The 16,963-nt window shown below is 67.7% G+C and carries 18 protein-coding genes and 1 pseudogene (1 of these 19 running past the window's edge); 9 read left to right on the top strand and 10 right to left on the bottom strand.

Going from position 1 to position 16,963, the window contains the following annotated elements:
• Positions 1 to 1,117, bottom strand: the 5' portion of a protein-coding gene (gene tyrS, locus F817_RS0109805) for a tyrosine--tRNA ligase (protein WP_024327479.1). Its footprint begins 98 nt before the window's first position; only the first 1,117 of its 1,215 coding nucleotides appear in the window; it begins with the start codon at positions 1,115 to 1,117; its stop codon lies beyond the left edge, outside the window.
• Between the two features lie 138 nt (positions 1,118 to 1,255).
• Between tyrS and F817_RS0109810 the strand changes: the two genes are divergently transcribed.
• Positions 1,256 to 2,404: an anhydro-N-acetylmuramic acid kinase gene (locus F817_RS0109810; RefSeq protein ID WP_024327480.1), complete on the top strand. Its 1,149-nt coding sequence runs from the start codon at positions 1,256 to 1,258 to the stop codon at positions 2,402 to 2,404.
• Between the two features lie 56 nt (positions 2,405 to 2,460).
• Here the strand turns inward: F817_RS0109810 and erpA are convergent, their stop codons facing one another.
• From erpA to argC, 4 genes are all read right to left on the bottom strand, one after another.
• Positions 2,461 to 2,835 carry an iron-sulfur cluster insertion protein ErpA gene (gene erpA / locus F817_RS0109815; protein ID WP_024327481.1) on the bottom strand — a complete coding sequence of 125 codons (375 nt, stop codon included), beginning with the start codon at positions 2,833 to 2,835 and terminating at the stop codon, positions 2,461 to 2,463.
• 57 nt (positions 2,836 to 2,892) lie between these two features.
• Positions 2,893 to 3,327 (bottom strand): polymer-forming cytoskeletal protein, encoded by a 435-nt coding sequence (locus F817_RS0109820; protein ID WP_024327482.1) that lies wholly within the window; start codon positions 3,325 to 3,327, stop codon positions 2,893 to 2,895.
• Entirely contained in the window at positions 3,324 to 3,983 is a 660-nt protein-coding gene (locus tag F817_RS0109825; protein ID WP_024327483.1) for a DUF6776 family protein, read from the bottom strand. The genes F817_RS0109820 and F817_RS0109825 overlap by 4 nt, the downstream gene beginning before the upstream one ends.
• 124 nt (positions 3,984 to 4,107) lie before the next feature.
• Complete coding sequence (argC, locus tag F817_RS0109830) at positions 4,108 to 5,163, bottom strand: N-acetyl-gamma-glutamyl-phosphate reductase (RefSeq protein ID WP_024327484.1); 1,056 nt, start codon at positions 5,161 to 5,163, stop codon at positions 4,108 to 4,110.
• Positions 5,164 to 5,258: 95 nt separating this feature from the next.
• On the opposite strand from argC, the gene F817_RS0109835 reads away from it, so the two are divergent.
• Positions 5,259 to 5,774 (top strand): peroxiredoxin, encoded by a 516-nt coding sequence (locus tag F817_RS0109835; RefSeq protein ID WP_024327485.1) that lies wholly within the window; start codon positions 5,259 to 5,261, stop codon positions 5,772 to 5,774.
• Between the two features lie 51 nt (positions 5,775 to 5,825).
• Positions 5,826 to 6,338, top strand: coding sequence for a CopD family protein (locus F817_RS0109840; RefSeq protein ID WP_024327486.1), 513 nt, complete (start codon positions 5,826 to 5,828; stop codon positions 6,336 to 6,338).
• A gap of 43 nt (positions 6,339 to 6,381) precedes the next feature.
• Here F817_RS0109840 and ptsP read toward each other — a convergent pair whose 3' ends face one another.
• Both ptsP and F817_RS0109850 read right to left on the bottom strand, forming a co-directional pair.
• Entirely contained in the window at positions 6,382 to 8,649 is a 2,268-nt protein-coding gene (ptsP, locus tag F817_RS0109845) for a phosphoenolpyruvate--protein phosphotransferase (protein ID WP_024327487.1), read from the bottom strand.
• A 20-nt stretch (positions 8,650 to 8,669) separates the two neighbouring features.
• Complete coding sequence (locus F817_RS0109850; RefSeq protein ID WP_024327488.1) at positions 8,670 to 9,230, bottom strand: RNA pyrophosphohydrolase; 561 nt, start codon at positions 9,228 to 9,230, stop codon at positions 8,670 to 8,672.
• A gap of 164 nt (positions 9,231 to 9,394) precedes the next feature.
• Here F817_RS0109850 and F817_RS0109855 point away from each other — a divergent pair, with 164 nt between their 5' ends.
• On the top strand, positions 9,395 to 10,072 hold the full coding sequence (locus tag F817_RS0109855; RefSeq protein WP_024327489.1) for an HAD family phosphatase: 678 nt from the start codon (positions 9,395 to 9,397) through the stop codon (positions 10,070 to 10,072).
• A gap of 288 nt (positions 10,073 to 10,360) precedes the next feature.
• Here F817_RS0109855 and F817_RS0109860 read toward each other — a convergent pair whose 3' ends face one another.
• Positions 10,361 to 10,807, bottom strand: a complete 447-nt coding sequence (locus F817_RS0109860) for a hypothetical protein (protein ID WP_024327490.1) — start codon at positions 10,805 to 10,807, stop codon at positions 10,361 to 10,363.
• A gap of 83 nt (positions 10,808 to 10,890) precedes the next feature.
• Here F817_RS0109860 and thiD point away from each other — a divergent pair, with 83 nt between their 5' ends.
• The 5 genes and pseudogenes from thiD to F817_RS14845 all read left to right on the top strand — a co-directional run bounded on the left by thiD (position 10,891) and on the right by F817_RS14845 (position 15,193).
• A complete protein-coding gene (gene thiD, locus F817_RS0109865; RefSeq protein ID WP_024327491.1) occupies positions 10,891 to 11,679 on the top strand; it encodes a bifunctional hydroxymethylpyrimidine kinase/phosphomethylpyrimidine kinase in 789 nt (262 codons plus the stop codon).
• Positions 11,669 to 12,313: a thiamine phosphate synthase gene (gene thiE, locus F817_RS0109870; protein WP_024327492.1), complete on the top strand. Its 645-nt coding sequence runs from the start codon at positions 11,669 to 11,671 to the stop codon at positions 12,311 to 12,313. Before thiD ends, thiE begins: the two co-directional genes overlap by 11 nt.
• A gap of 81 nt (positions 12,314 to 12,394) precedes the next feature.
• The gene (hemL, locus tag F817_RS0109875) at positions 12,395 to 13,672 is read left to right on the top strand and encodes a glutamate-1-semialdehyde 2,1-aminomutase (protein WP_024327493.1); all 1,278 of its coding nucleotides are present in this window, start codon (positions 12,395 to 12,397) and stop codon (positions 13,670 to 13,672) included.
• Between the two features lie 92 nt (positions 13,673 to 13,764).
• Positions 13,765 to 14,583 carry a sulfite exporter TauE/SafE family protein gene (locus tag F817_RS0109880; protein WP_024327494.1) on the top strand — a complete coding sequence of 273 codons (819 nt, stop codon included), beginning with the start codon at positions 13,765 to 13,767 and terminating at the stop codon, positions 14,581 to 14,583.
• Positions 14,584 to 14,987: 404 nt separating this feature from the next.
• A pseudogene (locus tag F817_RS14845) lies at positions 14,988 to 15,193 on the top strand (hypothetical protein).
• A gap of 238 nt (positions 15,194 to 15,431) precedes the next feature.
• On the opposite strand, the gene F817_RS0109885 reads toward F817_RS14845, so the two are convergent.
• Both F817_RS0109885 and trxA read right to left on the bottom strand, forming a co-directional pair.
• Positions 15,432 to 16,373: an AEC family transporter gene (locus F817_RS0109885; RefSeq protein WP_024327495.1), complete on the bottom strand. Its 942-nt coding sequence runs from the start codon at positions 16,371 to 16,373 to the stop codon at positions 15,432 to 15,434.
• A 196-nt stretch (positions 16,374 to 16,569) separates the two neighbouring features.
• Positions 16,570 to 16,956 carry a thioredoxin gene (trxA, locus tag F817_RS0109890; protein WP_024327496.1) on the bottom strand — a complete coding sequence of 129 codons (387 nt, stop codon included), beginning with the start codon at positions 16,954 to 16,956 and terminating at the stop codon, positions 16,570 to 16,572.
• Between the last annotated feature and the right edge of the window lie 7 nt (positions 16,957 to 16,963).

A 16,963-nucleotide genomic window follows, 5' to 3' on the forward strand; every position in this document is an offset into this window, starting at 1 on the left:
CCTCGGCGCGGTCGCCATCGAGGCGTACGGCGCCTTGACGGAGCATGCTGCGCCCCTCGGAGGTGGATGCCACCAACCCGGCGGACTTGAGGACATTGGGCAGCAACAGGCCAGCGGCCGGCACCGTCACGGTGACCTGCGGCAGGTCTTCCGGTACGACCTGTTTCTGGAAGCGTTCGATGAAACGGGCCTGGGCCTTCTCGCCACGCCCCGGCCCGTGGAATCGGTCCACCAGCTCCCGGCCCAGCTCGAACTTGATGTCGCGCGGATTGCGCTCGCCGGCCTCCGCCGCGCGGCGGGCCTCCCGAATGTCGTGCATGGGCCGCAGGCTCAGGAGTTCGAAGTAGCGCCACATCAGGTCGTCGGAAATGGACATCAGCTTGCCGAACATGTCGTCGGGGGAATCCTGCACCCCGATATAGTTGTTCAGTGACTTGCTCATCTTCTGGACGCCGTCCAGCCCTTCGAGGATCGGCATGGTCAGAATCACCTGGGGTGGCTGTCCCTCCTGCTTCTGCAGTTCGCGGCCCACCAGGAGGTTGAACTTCTGGTCGGTGCCGCCCAGCTCCATATCCGCATTCAGGGCGACGGAGTCGTAGCCCTGAATGAGCGGATAAAGGAATTCATGGATCGCGATCGGCTGGTGCTCGGTGTAGCGCTTGTGGAAGTCATCACGCTCGAGCATGCGTGCCACGGTATGGCGCGCGGCGAGCTGGACCATGCCGGCCGCACCCAGCGGCTCCATCCAGGTGGAATTGAAGACAACCTCGGTGCGTTCGGGATCGAGGATGCGAAACACCTGTTCGCGGTAGGTCGCGGCATTGCGTTCGATGTCCTCGGCGGACAGCGGGGGGCGTGTGGCGTTCTTCCCCGAGGGGTCACCGATACGGCCGGTGAAGTCACCAATCAGGAACAGGATATGGTGACCCAGGTCCTGGAGCTGGCGGAGCTTGTTGATCAGCACCGTGTGGCCCAGGTGCAGATCCGGGGCCGTGGGATCGAATCCCGCCTTGATTCGCAGCGGGCGGCCCGCCTTGAGGCGCTCGACGAGGTCGTCCTCGAGCAGGATTTCATCGGCACCGCGACGAATCACGGCCAACTGGTCTTCGAGTTCCATATCGCCCCTTGATCGAGATCGGCGACCGGCCGGGCTGGCCGGTCGCGCGCAAGGATACCGCGACCCCCAGGCGGACGCGAAATGCCGCGGTGGTCCAGAATGCAGCCAGACCGCAACGGGCGCGCGAGGGTGAACACCATGACGGAACGCTTTATCGGGCTGATGTCCGGCACCAGCCGGGACGGCGTCGATGCCGTGCTGACAGAAATCCACGGGGACGGGACCCTACAGGTGGTCGATCACTGCCAGCTGGACTATCCCGAAGACCTCGCCCAGGAGCTGGCGACCGCGGCCACGACCGAAACCCTGCGCTACCGCCAGCTGGGCACGCTGGACGCACGCCTAGGCCAGCTGTTCGCCCGCGCCGTCCACGCCCTGCTGGACCAGACCGGCCTGGCCCCGACCGCGATCCGGGCCATCGGCAGTCACGGCCAGACCGTGCACCACGCCCCGGACGCGGAACCGCCCTTCACCTGGCAGATCGGCGATCCGTTCCGCATTGCCGAGGCGACCGGAATCGACACCGTGGCCCAATTCCGTCCGCGCGACATCGCGGCCGGCGGCGAAGGTGCCCCCCTGGCCTGTGGCTTTCACGCGATGCAGTTCGGCGCGACCGACGAGACCCGCGCGGTACTGAATCTTGGGGGCATCGCCAATGTCACCTGGCTCCAGCCGGGTCAACCCGTGATCGGCTTCGACTGCGGCCCGGCGAACACGCTGATGGACGACTGGAACCGACGCCACCATTCGACTCCGTTCGACCACGATGGCGCCTGGGCCCGAACCGGCACGCCGGACCCGGAACTGCTGACCCGGCTGCTCGAGGACCCGTTCTTCCGGCGTTCCCCGCCCAAGAGCACCGGCCCCGAGTACTTCTCGCCCGGCTGGCTGCGGCGCGTGGGGGGCGACCGCCTCGACCGGGTCCGTCCCGAGGACATCCAGGCGACCCTGGCCGAACTGACAGTGGAGGGCGTCCGCCGTGCCCTGGAGCACCTGCACACCCGACCGCCCGACCGCATGCTGGTGTGCGGCGGCGGCGCACACAACCGACACCTGATGCAGCGCCTCGCCCGGGCGCTGCCCGATACCCGCGTGGAGTCCACCGAGCGCCACGGCGTTCCCGCGCAGCAAGTGGAAGGCGCTGCGTTCGCCTGGCTGGCCGCCCGCACCCTTGCCGGAGAATCCGGCAACCTGCCGGAGGTCACCGGGGCGCGCGGCCCGCGTGTGCTCGGCTGCATCATCCCCGGTGGCACTCGATCCGCCAGGCACGCATCAGCCGCCCCATAATGAAGAAGGCCCGATCCACCGGATCGGGCCTTCTTCTGTCGGAATTTCGGTCGACTTCAGACCGAGAAGCTGGAACCGCAGCCGCAGGTCGTGGTGGCATTGGGATTTCGGATCACGAACTGCGCGCCTTCCAGACCTTCGGTGTAGTCGATCTCGGCACCGGCCAGATACTGGAAGCTCATCGGGTCGATCAGCAGCGTCACCCCGCCGTTCTCCACCACGGTGTCACCGTCGCCGACCGTCTCGTCAAAGGTGAAGCCGTACTGGAAGCCCGAACACCCGCCACCGCTGACGAACACGCGCAGTTTCAGGTTGTCGTTGTTCTCTTCCTCGATCAGCCCCTTCACCTTGGTGGCCGCGGCATCGGTAAAGATCAGCGGGCTGGGCATTTCGATGTCCAGTTCCGCTTCGGACGTCATGGGCTCGGACATTCGGGGCCTCCTGTAATAATCATTTTCATTCACGCTACGGAAAACTGAGCCCCGGAGTCAAGAATGCCCATCTTCCGTGGGATTGCTCAGGGCCGGGGTCTCGTCCGCTCCTTCCAGTTCACCCTGCAACGGGTGGTCGACCCGCTTGAGCAGGCCGTCGATCTGCGCGCCTTCCATCATCTGCAGCACGGTGTAGTAGAGATTGCCGGCCAGGCGGGCGGTCTCGCCCAGTTCCACGTGCTCTCCCACATGGACATCGCCATGCACCTCTCCGTTCATCAGCAGGTGGGGCACGGCGACATGACCCTCGATCACTCCCCCGTCCGCGACCACCAGGACGGCCGATGGGTCCGTCGCGGCCCGGATATCACCGATCACGCGCCCCTCGATGTGCAGCCCGCCGCCAAACTCGATGTCGCCGTGGATCACCGTATTGCGCCCGACCAGCGTATCCACCTTGCGCGCCCGACGGCCCTTCTTGCGTCCAATCATTGCGTACCCTCCAGCAGGCGACCCCACTCGGCCCTTTCGGAGGCCGGTTCGAGATCCTCGTCATCCTCGGCACTCGCGCGCAGCGCCAAGTGCCGAGGCTCGAAATCTTCCGGCAAACGGATCCGGACCCGCTGGTTCCGCACCAGCCTCAGATCCTCCAGCGTGCGAGCGGCGTCCAGACCCAGGGCATCGGCATCGAGCGTGACGACATCCTCCTCGTCGGCCGGCACGCCGTCCACTTCCAGTGTCCATCGCAGATCCACCGAACGGCCCAACCCCGGACGGTAGAGCTGAAAGCTGACATCGAACACCCCGGCCTCCCCGGTGCGCTGCAACCGGAGTCCCCGGATACCCAGCCCATCCTCGCCCGCCCCTTCTGCAAGACCCTGGTAGAACGCCAGTTCGTCACGCAACGCGAGCAGTTCGGCCTCCTGCCGCTCGATGTCGCCGGCGAAGGCGGAAACCTCCGCGTTCTTGATCGCCAGCTGCTGCTCGGCGCGCCGCAGGGCCTCCTCGGCCTCCTGACGAGCGGCGACCTCCCGTTCCAGATCCGCTCGCAGGGCGTCGATCCCCGCCCGCGAGTCCTCCGTTGGCGTCTCGTCACGGCCGGCACCCGTCAGCCAGACACCCGCCACGACGACCCCGATCACCAGCAGTACGCCCGCCAGCAGCACGGTCCGCCACGCGCCGCCGCGCCGCCCCGACGACTTTCGCCGCGCCGGGATCCGCGGTCGCCGGGGCAGGCGTGGAACACGGATGCTCATGCGGCTGCCCCGCGCATCAGGGGAAGACCGGCAGCCCGTCGAGCCCCGCGGTCTCGGCCTGGCCGAACATCAGATTCATGTTCTGCACGGCCTGCCCGGCCGCGCCCTTCACCAGGTTGTCGATCACCGACAGCACCATCAGTCGCCCGGAATGCGGCGGCTGCGCCAGCGCCACCCTGCACAGATTGGTACCCCGCACGCTGGACGTCTGCGGATGGGCACCCGCCGGCATCACGTCCACGAACGGTTCGTCGCGATAGCGTTGCTCGAAACAGTCCTGCCAGTCCGCGTCCGCCACCTGCGGGCGCAGGTAAAGGGTCGCATGAATCCCGCGCGTCATCGGCACCAGGTGAGGCTGGAAGATCAGCCCCACCGACTGCCCGGCCACACCGCTGAGGGTCTGGTGGATCTCCGGCCAGTGCCGGTGCCCGCCGCTGGCGTAGGCACGGAAGTCTTCCTGCACCTCGGCGAACAGCCCGCCGATCTGCGCCTTGCGCCCGGCCCCGCTGACGCCACTCTTGGCATCCGCGATCACGTCCGCAGGATCGACCAGACCGGCCTCCAGCAGGGGCAGCACCGCGAGTGTCACGGCCGTGGGGTAACAGCCCGGCACCGCGATCAGCCGCGCATCGCGAATCTGCTCCCGGTTCAGTTCGGGGAGGCCGTACACCGCCTCGGCCAGGTGCTGCGGAGCGCCATGCGCCTGCCCGTACCACCGCGCCCACAACTCGGGATCGCGGATGCGGAAATCCGCCGACAGGTCGATGATACGCGTGCCCCGCTCAAGCAGCGGCGCGGCCAGGCCGTGCGCCACCCCGTGCGGGGTCGCGAAAAAGACCACGTCGCACTCGCCCAGGGTCGCCTCGTCCGGGATCTGGAACACCGCGTCCACCGCGCCGCGCAGGCTGGGGAACAGATCGGCCACGGGCGTGCCGGCCTCGCCACGCGAGGTCACGACCCGAAGATCGGCCGCCGGATGCCGCGCCAGCAGGCGCAGCAACTCCACGCCGGTGTAGCCGGTGGCCCCGACAACCCCGATGCGGATGGGTTTGCTGTTGGTTGCATTCGTCATGCTGCGGCATGATACCGCCTTGACCGGGACCACGGAACGCAAGCCCGCCCCGCCAGTCCACATTTGCAGGCTATTCGATCAACGGATCACACCCCATGAGCAAAGTCAGGATCGACCGCAAGGCCATCTTCGGAGGCATCTTCATCATCGCGCTGGTCGCCATCGCCGCGACCATCTGGCTGACCGATGACGGCATGCGTCCGGCACCCGCCTTTTCCGCCACCACCCTGGATGGCGAGCAGGTAGCCCTGGAGGACTACGAGGGCCGGCCGGTGATGATCTCCTTCTGGGCGACCAACTGCCCGTCCTGCATCCGCGAGATCCCGGAACTGATCCATCTGCACGAGACCTACGCGGACAAGGGCTTCGAGCTGCTGGCGGTCGCGCTGTCCTACGACCCGATCAACCGCGTGGAGGCCATGCGCGAGGACCGCGGGATGCCCTACAAGGTCATCCACGACAGCGACGACGCCTTTTCCCAGGCCTATGGCGGCGTGCGCCTGACACCGACCACCTTCCTGATCTCGCCGAATGGCCGCATCGTCTACCAGAAGCTGGGCGACCCGGACTTCGAACAGATCGAACGCCACCTGGAACGCTGGCTCTCGTAAATCAACGCTGAGCTGGCACCGGCTCCCGGCCCGCCGACGAGAAGGACCTCCATGCAAGCCTATAACTGGTTCCTCAGCCTGCACGTGATCTTCATGGTCACCTGGTTCGCCGGGCTGTTCTACCTGCCGCGCCTGTTCGTCTATCACGCCATGACCGAGGACGCCCTGGGTCACGAGCGCTTCAAGGTGATGGAGCGCAAACTGTTCTACGGGATCATGACCCCCGGCGCCCTGATCACCATCGCCTTCGGCGTGGCCATGCTAGTGGATCGCTCGTTCTACCTGACCGAACCGTGGATGCACTTCAAGCTGACCCTGATCGCGCTCCTAGTCGCCTATCACGTCTGGTGCGGCAAGATCGTGCGCGACTTCCGCGACGATCTGAACCGGCGCGACCACACCTGGTATCGCTGGTTCAACGAGTTTCCGGTTCCGATCCTGGTGGGTGTGGTGGTGCTGGTGGTCAATCGTTCCATCACCGACGGCCTGATCGCCATCGGCGTGGTGCTCGGGATCTTCCTGCTGAGCGCGCTGATCGCGCAGTGGCGGGCACGCCGCACCTGAGCTGCGCCCCTGCGGTGGGCATTCCCGGCTGGGAACGCCGCGGTCAGGTCTTGCCGGCGCGCACCAGGCCGCCCAGCCCGGCCTGCACCAGGGCATTGTTCAGCAGCGAGCGGATCTGATCAGCGTTCTCCAGCAGTCGACACTGCGCCAGCAACGCCTCGGCGCGGTCGGTGGAGAAGCTGCGAATCACCCATTTGACCCGCGGGATCGAGGACACGCTGACACTCAGGCTGTCGATCCCCATCCCCAGCAGCAGGATCACCGCGGCCGGATCGGCCGCCATCTCGCCGCAGACACTGACCGGCTTGCCCGCCCGGTGCGAGCCGTCGGTGATCGTCTCCAGCGCGTGGATGCAGGCCGGATGCAGGGTGTCGTACAGATGCGCCACGCGGGCGTTGTTGCGGTCCACCGCCAGCAGGTACTGGACCAGGTCGTTGGTACCCACGGACAGGAAGTCCACCCGCCGTGCGAGCATCTCCGACATGTATACCGCCGCCGGCACCTCCACCATCACCCCGACACGCGGCATCGGGATGCGGAACCCCTCGTCCAGCAACTCCTCGCGCGCCCGGTTGAGCAGGGTCATCGCGCCCTTCAGCTCGTCCAGCGCCGAGATCATCGGGAACAGGATCTGCAGGTTGTCGTGCGACCGGCTCGCCTTGAGCATCGCCCGCAACTGGGTCAGAAAGATCTCCGGGTGGTCCAGCGAGATGCGAATGCCGCGCCAGCCGAGGAACGGGTTGTCCTCCTTCACCGGGAAATACGGGAGGGCCTTGTCGCCACCGATATCCAGGGTGCGCAGGGTCACCGGCATCGGGTCGAAGGAGGCCAGCACCTGCTCGTAGAGCTGGACCTGTTCCTCCTCGCCGGGGAACCGGTCGCGGATCATGAACGGGACCTCGGTACGGTACAGCCCGACCCCCTCGGCCCCGGACTCCAGCGACGGCTTGATATCCGCCAGCAGACCCGAGTTCGCCAGCACCGGCACGGCAACCCCGTCGCGGGTCTCGGCCGGGTCCTTCGCGAGCGCCCGCAGGTCCTCCGCCAGCTCGCGCTCCTCGCGCACCAGGCGCTCGAACTCCGCACGCAACTCGGCGTTGGGGTTCACGAACAGCCGGCCGCGATAACCATCGACCAGGATCTCGCGCCCCTCCAGCCGCCCGACCGGCAGCTCGGACACGCCCATCACCGCCGGGATGTTCAGCGCCCGCGCGAGGATCGCGATATGCGAGGAGCCCGTTCCCTTGGCCGAGACCATCGCCCCGAGGCGCTCGATTGGCACCTCCGCCAGATGCGAGGCCGTGAGATCGTCTCCCACCAGGATCCCGCCATCGGGAAACTCGTCCTGGCTGCGATCCGCCGGCAGCAGGTGCGAAAGCACGCGGCGACCGAGGTCGCGCACGTCGGCCGCGCGCTCGCGCAGGTACGGGTCCTCCATGTCCTCGAACACCCGCACGCTCTCGCGCACCGTGTCGCGCAACGCGGCGGGCGCCCACTGGCCGTTGCGGATGCGCCCCTCGGTCTTGTGCACCAGCGAATCGGACCCCAGCAGCATCAGGTAGGCATCGAACAGCACCTGCTCGTCCGGCCCCAGGGCCTCGCCCATGCGCTGCTTCAGGTCCTCGATCTCGGTACGGGTCTCCGCGACCGCCTGCTTGAAGTGCTCCAGCTCGTTGTCCACCCCGGCGCCCTCGCGATCCGGGATGGAATCGAGATCCGCCAGCCGGTAGGCCACCACGGCCCGCCCGATGGCCACGCCCGGCGAACCGGCGATCCCCGTGGCCTCGACGTTCACGTGCCCGATCAGCGGGGTCTCGGAGGAGATCTCGTCGTTGAACTCGGCGTAGGCAATGGCTCCGGCCAGCTGGGCCGCCAGGGTGATCAGAAAGGAGACATGTTCGTCATCGAACTTGCGCGCCTGGTGCTGTTGCACCACCAGGACGCCCAGCAGGCTGCGCTGGTGGATGATCGGCACGCCGAGGAACGCGAGGAAGTGCTCCTCCCCGGTCTCGGGGAAGTAGCGAAAGCGCGGATGGTCCTGGGCGCTGTCGAGGTTGACCGGCTCGGCGCGCGAGGCGACCAGACCGACCAGGCCTTCCGACGGATCCATCTCGACCTGCCCCACCGATTCGGAGCGCAGGCCCTCCGAGGCCATCAACACCAGGCGCCCGGACTGCGGCGACTTCAGGTAGATCGAGCAGACATCGATCTCCAGCGCCGCTTTCACCCGCGTGACGATAATGTGCAGCGCTTCAAAGAAATCGGCCGCACCGTTGACCTCCTGCACCACGCGGCGCAGGACCTCCAGCATCGAGGGCTGCTTCGGGACCGTCAACGCGAGGACACCGGCGAACGGGTCAGGGAGGGGTCCGGACCGCGGCGGCCGCCGCGGTGCTCGCGCCCCTGTTCAAGCTCCGGGAACATCAGCGGCACCAGTTCGCACAGCGCGCGGCGATAGACCTGGCGCTTGAAGTGCACGACCTCGCGCGCCGGGCGCCAGTAGTCGATCCAGCGCCAGTCATCGAATTCCGGGGTTTGCATCGCATCCAGCACCACGTCGTTCTCGTCTCCGACCATGCGCAGCAGGAACCAGCGCTGCTTCTGGCCGATGCAGACCGGGCGCTGATGGCGCCGGACCATGCGCTCCGGCAGGCGATAGCGCAGCCAATGACGGGTGCTGCCCAGCACCTCCACGTGCCGGGGAAACAGGCCGGTCTCCTCGCGCAACTCGCGGTACATCGCCTCTTCCGGCGTTTCTTCCGCGTGCACGCCCCCCTGGGGAAACTGCCAGGCCTCCTGTCCGACCCGCTTGCCCCAGAACAGCTGTTTTTCCGCGTTGCACAGGATGATGCCTACGTTTGCGCGATACCCGTCACAATCAATCACTTGCATCAGCCAGACGCTTTTCTATTACTGGCATTGTTCCACAGCCGGCGCCTCGGCGGCAAAGCCCCTACCCGGCCTCCGGTGCCGGCCCGGAAGGGCGCGGGAGGCTGCAGGCCACCACGACCGCCGGTACACTTTCGTCCGACTCACGCCAACCCGAGAACCGCCCCATGGCCCTGGCCCTGTTCGACCTCGACAACACCCTGCTCGCCGGCGACAGCGATCACGCCTGGAATGAATTCCTGGCGGAGGTCGGCGCCGTCCACCCGACCTGTCATGCCGAGACCAACGACCGCTTCTACCAGGAGTACGTGGCGGGCACCCTCGACATCCACGAATTCTGCCGCTTCGCCTTCAGCCCGCTGGCCGAACACCCGCGCGCGCAGCTCGAGGCCTGGCGGGAGCGCTTCATCGACACGCTGATTCGGCCGATGATCGCCCCCGGCGCCGCGCGCCTGCTGGCCGGGCACCGCAACGCGGGCGACGAGCTGGTGATCATCACCGCGACCAATCAGTTCGTGACCCAGCCGATCGCGGACCTGCTGGGCGTGGATCACCTGATCGCGACCCTGGCGGAAGAAAACGAGCAGGGGGAGTTCACCGGCGAACTGACCGGTGTGCCCTGCTTCCAGGAAGGCAAGATCGAGCGCCTGCGCCAGCACCTGGCGGATCACCCCGATCCCGAGGGCACCATCGCCAGCGCCAGCTTCTACAGCGACTCGCGCAACGACATCCCGCTACTCGAACGTGTGGGACGCCCGGTCGCGGTCGACCCGGACCCCACCCTCGCGGAACATGCCCGCAACAAGGGCTGGCCGGTGATCTCCCTGCGCGACGGCATGGCTTAAGGAGAGACGCTTCGTGCCCCTGGCCCGATGAATTGATTGCACCACGAAGGACACAGAGGGCACGAAGAAAAACCAAAAGAACTTTCGAAGACCTGGATCCGTTGGGACGGGCGAAAGGTATAAGCCTGCGTACTTGGCGGGACTTGCCTGCACCCAACCCGAAGCCATCAAGCGCCCACCCCCTCCAGCCAACACACTCGCCTTTCTCCGCGTCCTCTGTGCACTCTGTGGTGCAAACGCCCTTGATCCTTCTCGGCTGACGCAGCTCGGCGGGTATAGCCGTCAGCGTTATTCAAAGACCGCCGCGATCTGCGCAAGGCGCTGTCCGGCCGGGGTATCACCCTTGCCTGCGGCCACGACCGCATCGCGATATCCGGCAACCAGCTCCGGCACCACGGCCACCACCTGCTTGCGCCGCAGGCGACCGGCGCCGGTCACCGGCCAGGTCGCGCGGAAGTCGCAGTTGTCCAGCGCATCGCAGACCCAGAGACTCCACTCGTGACGGGTCACGTCGATCTCGTGCTGGCGGATCACCAGGCGATAGACATGCTGGGCAGCCATGTCCGCCATACCCACCCCGGGGCCGACATATTCCACCTGCAGCTCGCCAGCGAGCCGGTTCAGCTCCTGCTCCAGCGCGGCCAGGGCCTGATCGACCTCCGCGTTCAGCGTGCCACCCGCTTCGGCGACGGCGACCAGGGGACGGAGGGATTCGACTTCGAACTCGCTGCTCATGCTGCGTACACTCCCGGAATTCGGACCAGAAACGCCCCGGGGGTGCCGGGGCGCGCGCAACCTTAGCACGGGAGCCCCCATTCATGAATCATCCCCCGATCGCGCTGACCATTGCCGGCTCCGACCCCGGCGGCGGCGCGGGCCTGCAGGCCGACCTGACCACCTTCACCCGCCTCGGCGTGCATGGGGCCACGGCCGTGACCGCGATCACCGTGCAGGACACCCGCAACGTGGTGGACTTCACCGTGCTCCCGCCGGAGCAGCTGCGCGCCCAGATCGAGGTGACGCTGGCCGATCTCGAGGTCGCCGCGATCAAGATCGGCATGCTCGGCTCGGTGGACAACGTCACCGCGGTCGCCACGCTGCTGGCCGCACACCCGCACATCCCGGTGGTGCTGGATCCAGTGATGGTCGCCGGCGGCGGCGGCGCGCTGGCGACGGAGGCCGTGGTGGACGCGACCCGCGAGGCCCTGCTACCGCGCGCGACCCTGATCACCCCCAACGGACCGGAGGCCGCGCGCCTGGCCCGGACCGACGATGCCACCCAGTGGGGCCAGCAGCTGCGCGAACGGGGCGCGCGCAACGTGCTGGTCACCGGCGGCCACGAGGGCGGCGGTGATGAACCCATCATCAACCGCCTGTACCGCGAGGACGGACACATGCGCGCCTTCGAGTTGCCGCGCAAGCCGGCTGGTTACCACGGTTCCGGTTGCACCCTGGCGGCGGCGATCGCCGCCTTCCTGGCGCGCGGCCGTGACCTGGAACCGGCGGTGATCGAGGCCCAGGCCTTCATGAACGACGCGGTCGCCCGGGGCTATGCCCCCGGCCACGGCCAGCACGTCCCCAACCGGCTGTGCCCGCATGACCACTGAGCGCGACCCCCGTCTGCGCGGACTCTACTTCGTCACCCCGGCCGTGCCGGAGGGTGCGGATCCGCGCACCACCCACCTCGAAAACAGCCGGGCCGCGCTGCGCGGCGGGGCCCGGCTGATCCAGTTCCGTGACAAGGTCCTGGCCAATGATGCACGCGAGGCCATCGCCCGCGAACTGGTCGCCCTCGCTCATGCGCACGGCGCGCTGTGCATCATCAACGACGACACCGAGCTGGCCGCGCGGGTCGGGGCCGATGGCGTGCACCTCGGGCGTGACGACCCGGACCCGGTCGCGGCCCGCGCGCGGCTCGGCCCCGGCGCGGTGGTCGGCGTCTCCTGCTACAACGAGCTCGCGCGCGCTGAAGCCGCCACACGGACCGGAGCGAACTATGTCGCCTTCGGCACGATGTTCGCTTCCCCGACCAAGCCCGAGGCGGCGTATGCCGGACCGGAACTGATCCGGCGCGCACGCGCGGCCCTGGACCTGCCGATCTGCGGCATTGGCGGTATTACCGCGGACAATGCCGCCGAGGTCGTCACGGCCGGGGCCGATCTGGTCGCCGTGATTCAGGGTATCAGCGCCGCGCCCGACCCCGAGGCCGCCGCGCGTCAGATAAGCGAACTGTTCGACTGATCTCTTTGCACCCGCCCGCGGCCGTCGCTATGGTTGCCGGGCCTACCAAATCCCGAACTCAACGAAAAACAGGACACCGTCATGCAGGAAACCGAGCGTCTGTTCGAGGCCGCCAAGCAGCACATCCCCGGCGGCGTGAATTCCCCCGTGCGCGCCTTCAAGGGCGTCGGCGGGACCCCGATCTTCATGGACCGCGCCAACGGCGCCTACATGTGGGACGCCGACGGCCAGCGCTATATCGACTACATCGGTTCCTGGGGCCCGATGGTGGCCGGCCACGCCCACCCCGAGGTGATCGAGGCGGTGCGCGAGGCCTGCAACAACGGCCTGTCCTTCGGCTGCCCCACGCGGCTGGAGAACGACATGGCCGCCAAGGTCTGCGAGCTGGTGCCGTCGATGGATATGGTGCGCATGACCAACTCGGGCTCCGAGGCGACCATGAGCGCGATCCGCCTGGCGCGTGGCTATACCGGCCGCGACCGCATCGTGAAGTTCGAGGGCAACTACCACGGCCACGGCGACTCGCTGCTGGTGAAGGCCGGCTCCGGGGCCCTGACCCTCGGCCAGCCGAGTTCCCCGGGAGTGCCCAAGGAACTGGCCGCGCTGACCAGCACCCTGACCTACAACGACCCGGACGGCGTGCGCGCGTTCTTTGCCGAGAAGGGTGACGAGGTCGCCTGCATCATCGTCGAGCCCATCGCGGGCAACATGAACTGCATCCCGCCCGAGCCCGGGTTCCTGGAGACCCTGCGCGAGGTCTGCGACCAGCACGGCGCGGTACTGATCTTCGACGAGGTGATGACCGGCTTCCGCGTGTCGAAGAACTGCGCCCAGGGCTATCTGGGCGTGACCCCGGACCTGACCACGCTGGGCAAGATCATCGGCGGCGGCATGCCGGTGGGGGCCTTCGGCGGCAAGCACGCCATCATGGAACACCTCTCCCCGCTGGGCCCGGTCTACCAGGCCGGCACCCTGTCGGGGAACCCGATCGCGATGACCGCCGGGCTGAAGACTCTGGATATCCTGTCGCGCCCGGGCTTCCACGACGAGCTGGAGACGCGCACGAAGAAGGTCGTCGCGGGCTTCGAGGACGCCGCGCGCGAGGCCGGCGTGGCCGTGACCACCAATCAGGTGCCGGGCATGTTCGGCCTGTTCTTTTCGGAGCAGAAGGTCACCGACTTCGCCGGCGCCACGGCCTGCGATACCGCCGCCTTCGGCCGCTTCTTCCACGCGATGCTGGGCGAGGGGATCTATCTGGCCCCCAGCGCCTTCGAGGCCGGCTTCATGTCCAACGCCCATTCGGACGCCGACATCGACGCGACCATCGAGGCCGCCCGCAAGTCCTTCAAGGCGCTCTGAGCGCGCCCTCGCCTCTCCTGCGCAGTGAACCGGCGACCCCAGCGGTCTGCCGGTCCGCTGTGCCCTGACCCACCACCCAGCGCTACGCACGAATGATCGATACGCTCATCCAGTCACCGCTGGCGCTGGGGCTGCTGTTCGTGCTTCTGGGCCTGGTCGCCGGCATCCCGGCCGGCATGTTCGGCATCGGCGGCGGGCTGATCCTGGTGCCGGTATTCGTCGCCGTGTTCAGCCTGCTGGCCTTCGACTCGACCAGCCTCGTTCAGCTCGCGGTCGGCTCCTCGCTGGGGGCGATCATCCCCACGGCGATCCTGTCGGCGCGCGCCCACCACCGCCGCGGCGGCGTGAACGGCGCGGCGGTGCGCCGTCTCCTGCCGGGCATCATCGTCGGCGCGCTGATCGGCGCCTGGCTGGCCACGCGCATCGACTCCGACCACCTGGGGCGTATCTTCGGCGCCTTCGAGGTGGCGATCGGCATCTGGATGCTGCTGAACATCCAGCCACCGGAGGCGCCGGTGCCCCGGCGCAGCGTCTGGCTGGGCGGCGGGGCATTGATCGGTGCGATCTCCTCGCTGATCGGCATCGGCGGCGGCACGCTGACCACGCCGTTCCTGGTCAGTCAGGGGCTGGAGCTGCGCCGTGCGATCGGCTCGGCGGCGGCGCTGGGCGTGCCGATCTCCATCGGTGCCAGCCTGGTGTTCGCCCTGCCGCAATGGACCGACCCGGCGTATCAGGCGCCGGAATGGGCGCTTGGCTACCTCTACCTGCCCGCCATCCTCGGCGTCGTCATCGGCACGTCCATCAGCGTACGCGGGGGCGTCTGGTTGACCCATCACCTGCCGGTCACCCACCTCCGCCGCGGCTTCGCCGGCATCCTGATCCTCGCCGGCATCCTCATGCTCATCCGCTAGCACTCGCCCCCGCCCAGACAGGTCTTCATTCGTCACCCGTGTTTACGGTGCCTTCGGCCCACCGCCTGCCTGATTGTGGCTGGCCCTGGTTCATCACCCGGTGTTTACGGTGGCTTCGGTCCACATACTGCCCGGCGCTGACTCGCCAGCGCGCCGCGAGGTACTTCTTTGCTCGTGCAAAGAAGTACCCAAGAAACACGCCCGACTGCCGCGACCCCGGCCCGCTGCGCGGGCCGGGGTTTCCCTCGCTCCGAGGCTTTTCGCGGGCGGCGCTGAACTCGCTGCGCCTGCGGCTCCGCTCAAACATCCAGCGCCTTGAATCCCGCGAAAAGCCTCTCCACTCGGCGCGACGACAACGGGGAGGCAGGTCCAAAAAACGGCTATACCAACGTTCTTGCCAGTGGATGATGGCTAGGTCTTCATACATCTTCGGCACGCTCGGCCTGCGGCCCTTGCGTGCCGCGCCCGCACAGCGGGCGCCGGGGGTGTTCGGGCGGCGATGCCTATGGTTAGGCAGAAGCGTGGGGATACGGTCGGTTTTGACCTTCCCTCCCGTATGGAGCCCCTTGCGGAAGGGTGCTCGGGCCGGGAGAAGGCGCTGGATGTCTGAGCGAAGCGCAGCGTAGCGAGTTCAGCGCCGCCGGTCCGAGGGCCCTGGAGCAAGGTTCCCGGGCGGAATCCGGGGGCCCTTCTTTGGGTACTTTCTTGGGCAAGCAAGAAAGGACCTCGCGGTGCGCTCGCGAGAGAGCGCGTGGCAGGTGGCCGGACGAAGGCACCGTAAACTCCAGACGATGAACCAGGGCCAGCCTAGCGGACATGCGAAAACCGACCGCACGGAGCCTCAATGGTTAGGCGATGAGGCGGGTGGCGAGGGCGAACCACAGCGGCAGGGTGACCAACGACAGCGCCGTGGTCAGGGTGACCGCGGCCGCGTAGAGGCCAGTATCCAACCGGAACCGGTCACAGAACACCAACCCCAGCACCATCGCCGGCATCGCCGCCTCCAGTACCGACCCGACCCCGGGCACCCCCTCGAGACCGGTCCACAACACCAGCCCCAGGGCAAAGACGGGGGCCAAGATCAACTGGACCACGGCGACTACCGCCAGCGGCCGGGCATCACGGCCACGAAAACGGTTGAACACCAGCGCCAGGCCCAGCGAGAACAGCATCAAGGGGGCCACGCTGTCCGCCAGGAACCCGAGAAAGACGTCCAGCCAGTCGAGCAATGGGACCCCGGCGAGATTTAGCGCCACGCCGCCCACCGCCGCCCAGATCGACGGCACCGCCGCCAGCGCGCGCAGCGGACTCCCCCCCCCGTACAGGCGCACCGCCTCGGGATCGCCGTAGCGCCGCGCCAGCAGCACGCCCAGCGTCAGTACCAGCGGGAGGCAGGCAAACAGGTCGTACTGGATCGCCACCGCGCGCCCGGCCTCGCCGAACAGGCTGTCGAGTACCGGGAGGCCGAGATAGGTGGCGTTGGGCCAGGCCGCCGCCAGCAACATGGCCCCGATGGCGGCACGCTCGGCCTCACAGATCCGGCAGGCCATCAGCGTGACCCCGACCATTGCCAGCACCGTCAGCCCGGCCACCAGCGCGATGCGCAGGGAGTCCAGGCCCAGCGGGGCAACCCACAGGACCTGAAGCACCAGCGCCGGCAACAACAGGTAGTAGACCAGGGTGGTCAGGACCCGGCGCGTGGTGTCCGCATCCAGGCCCCCGGGTTGCAGAGCCCGCCACACCACACCGGCGACAATCAGCGCCCCCATCTGGGTCATCACGCTCAGCATGACGGGCCTCTAGCCTTGGGAGACAGGGACATGGTGACGGCATCCTTTCGCGCCTGGCGGCGGGGTCCGGGTTCTGACGGCGCCCATTCTACGGCCCCGGCCCACGCCCTACACGAAAAAGCCCGGCGGAGCTGCAAGGCTCGGCCGGGCTCGGCCCCGCGGAACCTGCCCGCGGGAGACGTTCTTCGGAGACGGCTTACGCGCCCCCGGCCTGCTCCTGTTCCTGCTGCTGGCGCTCGACGTCCGCGCGCACCTGCTCCATGTCCAGTTCGCGCACCTTGCCCAGCACCTCGTCCAGCTGCCCGGCAGAGAGCACACCCGGCTGCGAGAACACGATGATCTGCTCGCGGAAGATCATCAGGGTCGGGATGGAACGGATCTGGAAGGCGCCGGCGATGCCCTGCTCCTCGTCGGTATTCACCTTGGCGAAGACCACGTCGGGGTGCTTGCCGGAGGCTTCCTCGAAGGTCGGGGCGAACTGCTGGCACGGGCCACACCAGGGGGCCCAGAAGTCCAGGATGACGATGTCGTTCCCGGTGATGGTGGATTCGAAGGTGTCCTGCGTGAGTTCCTGAACGGCCATGATGGCG

Origin of the sequence: Thioalkalivibrio sp. AKL19 (assembly GCF_000420165.1) — a bacterium.
GTDB lineage: Bacteria > Pseudomonadota > Gammaproteobacteria > Ectothiorhodospirales > Ectothiorhodospiraceae > Thioalkalivibrio.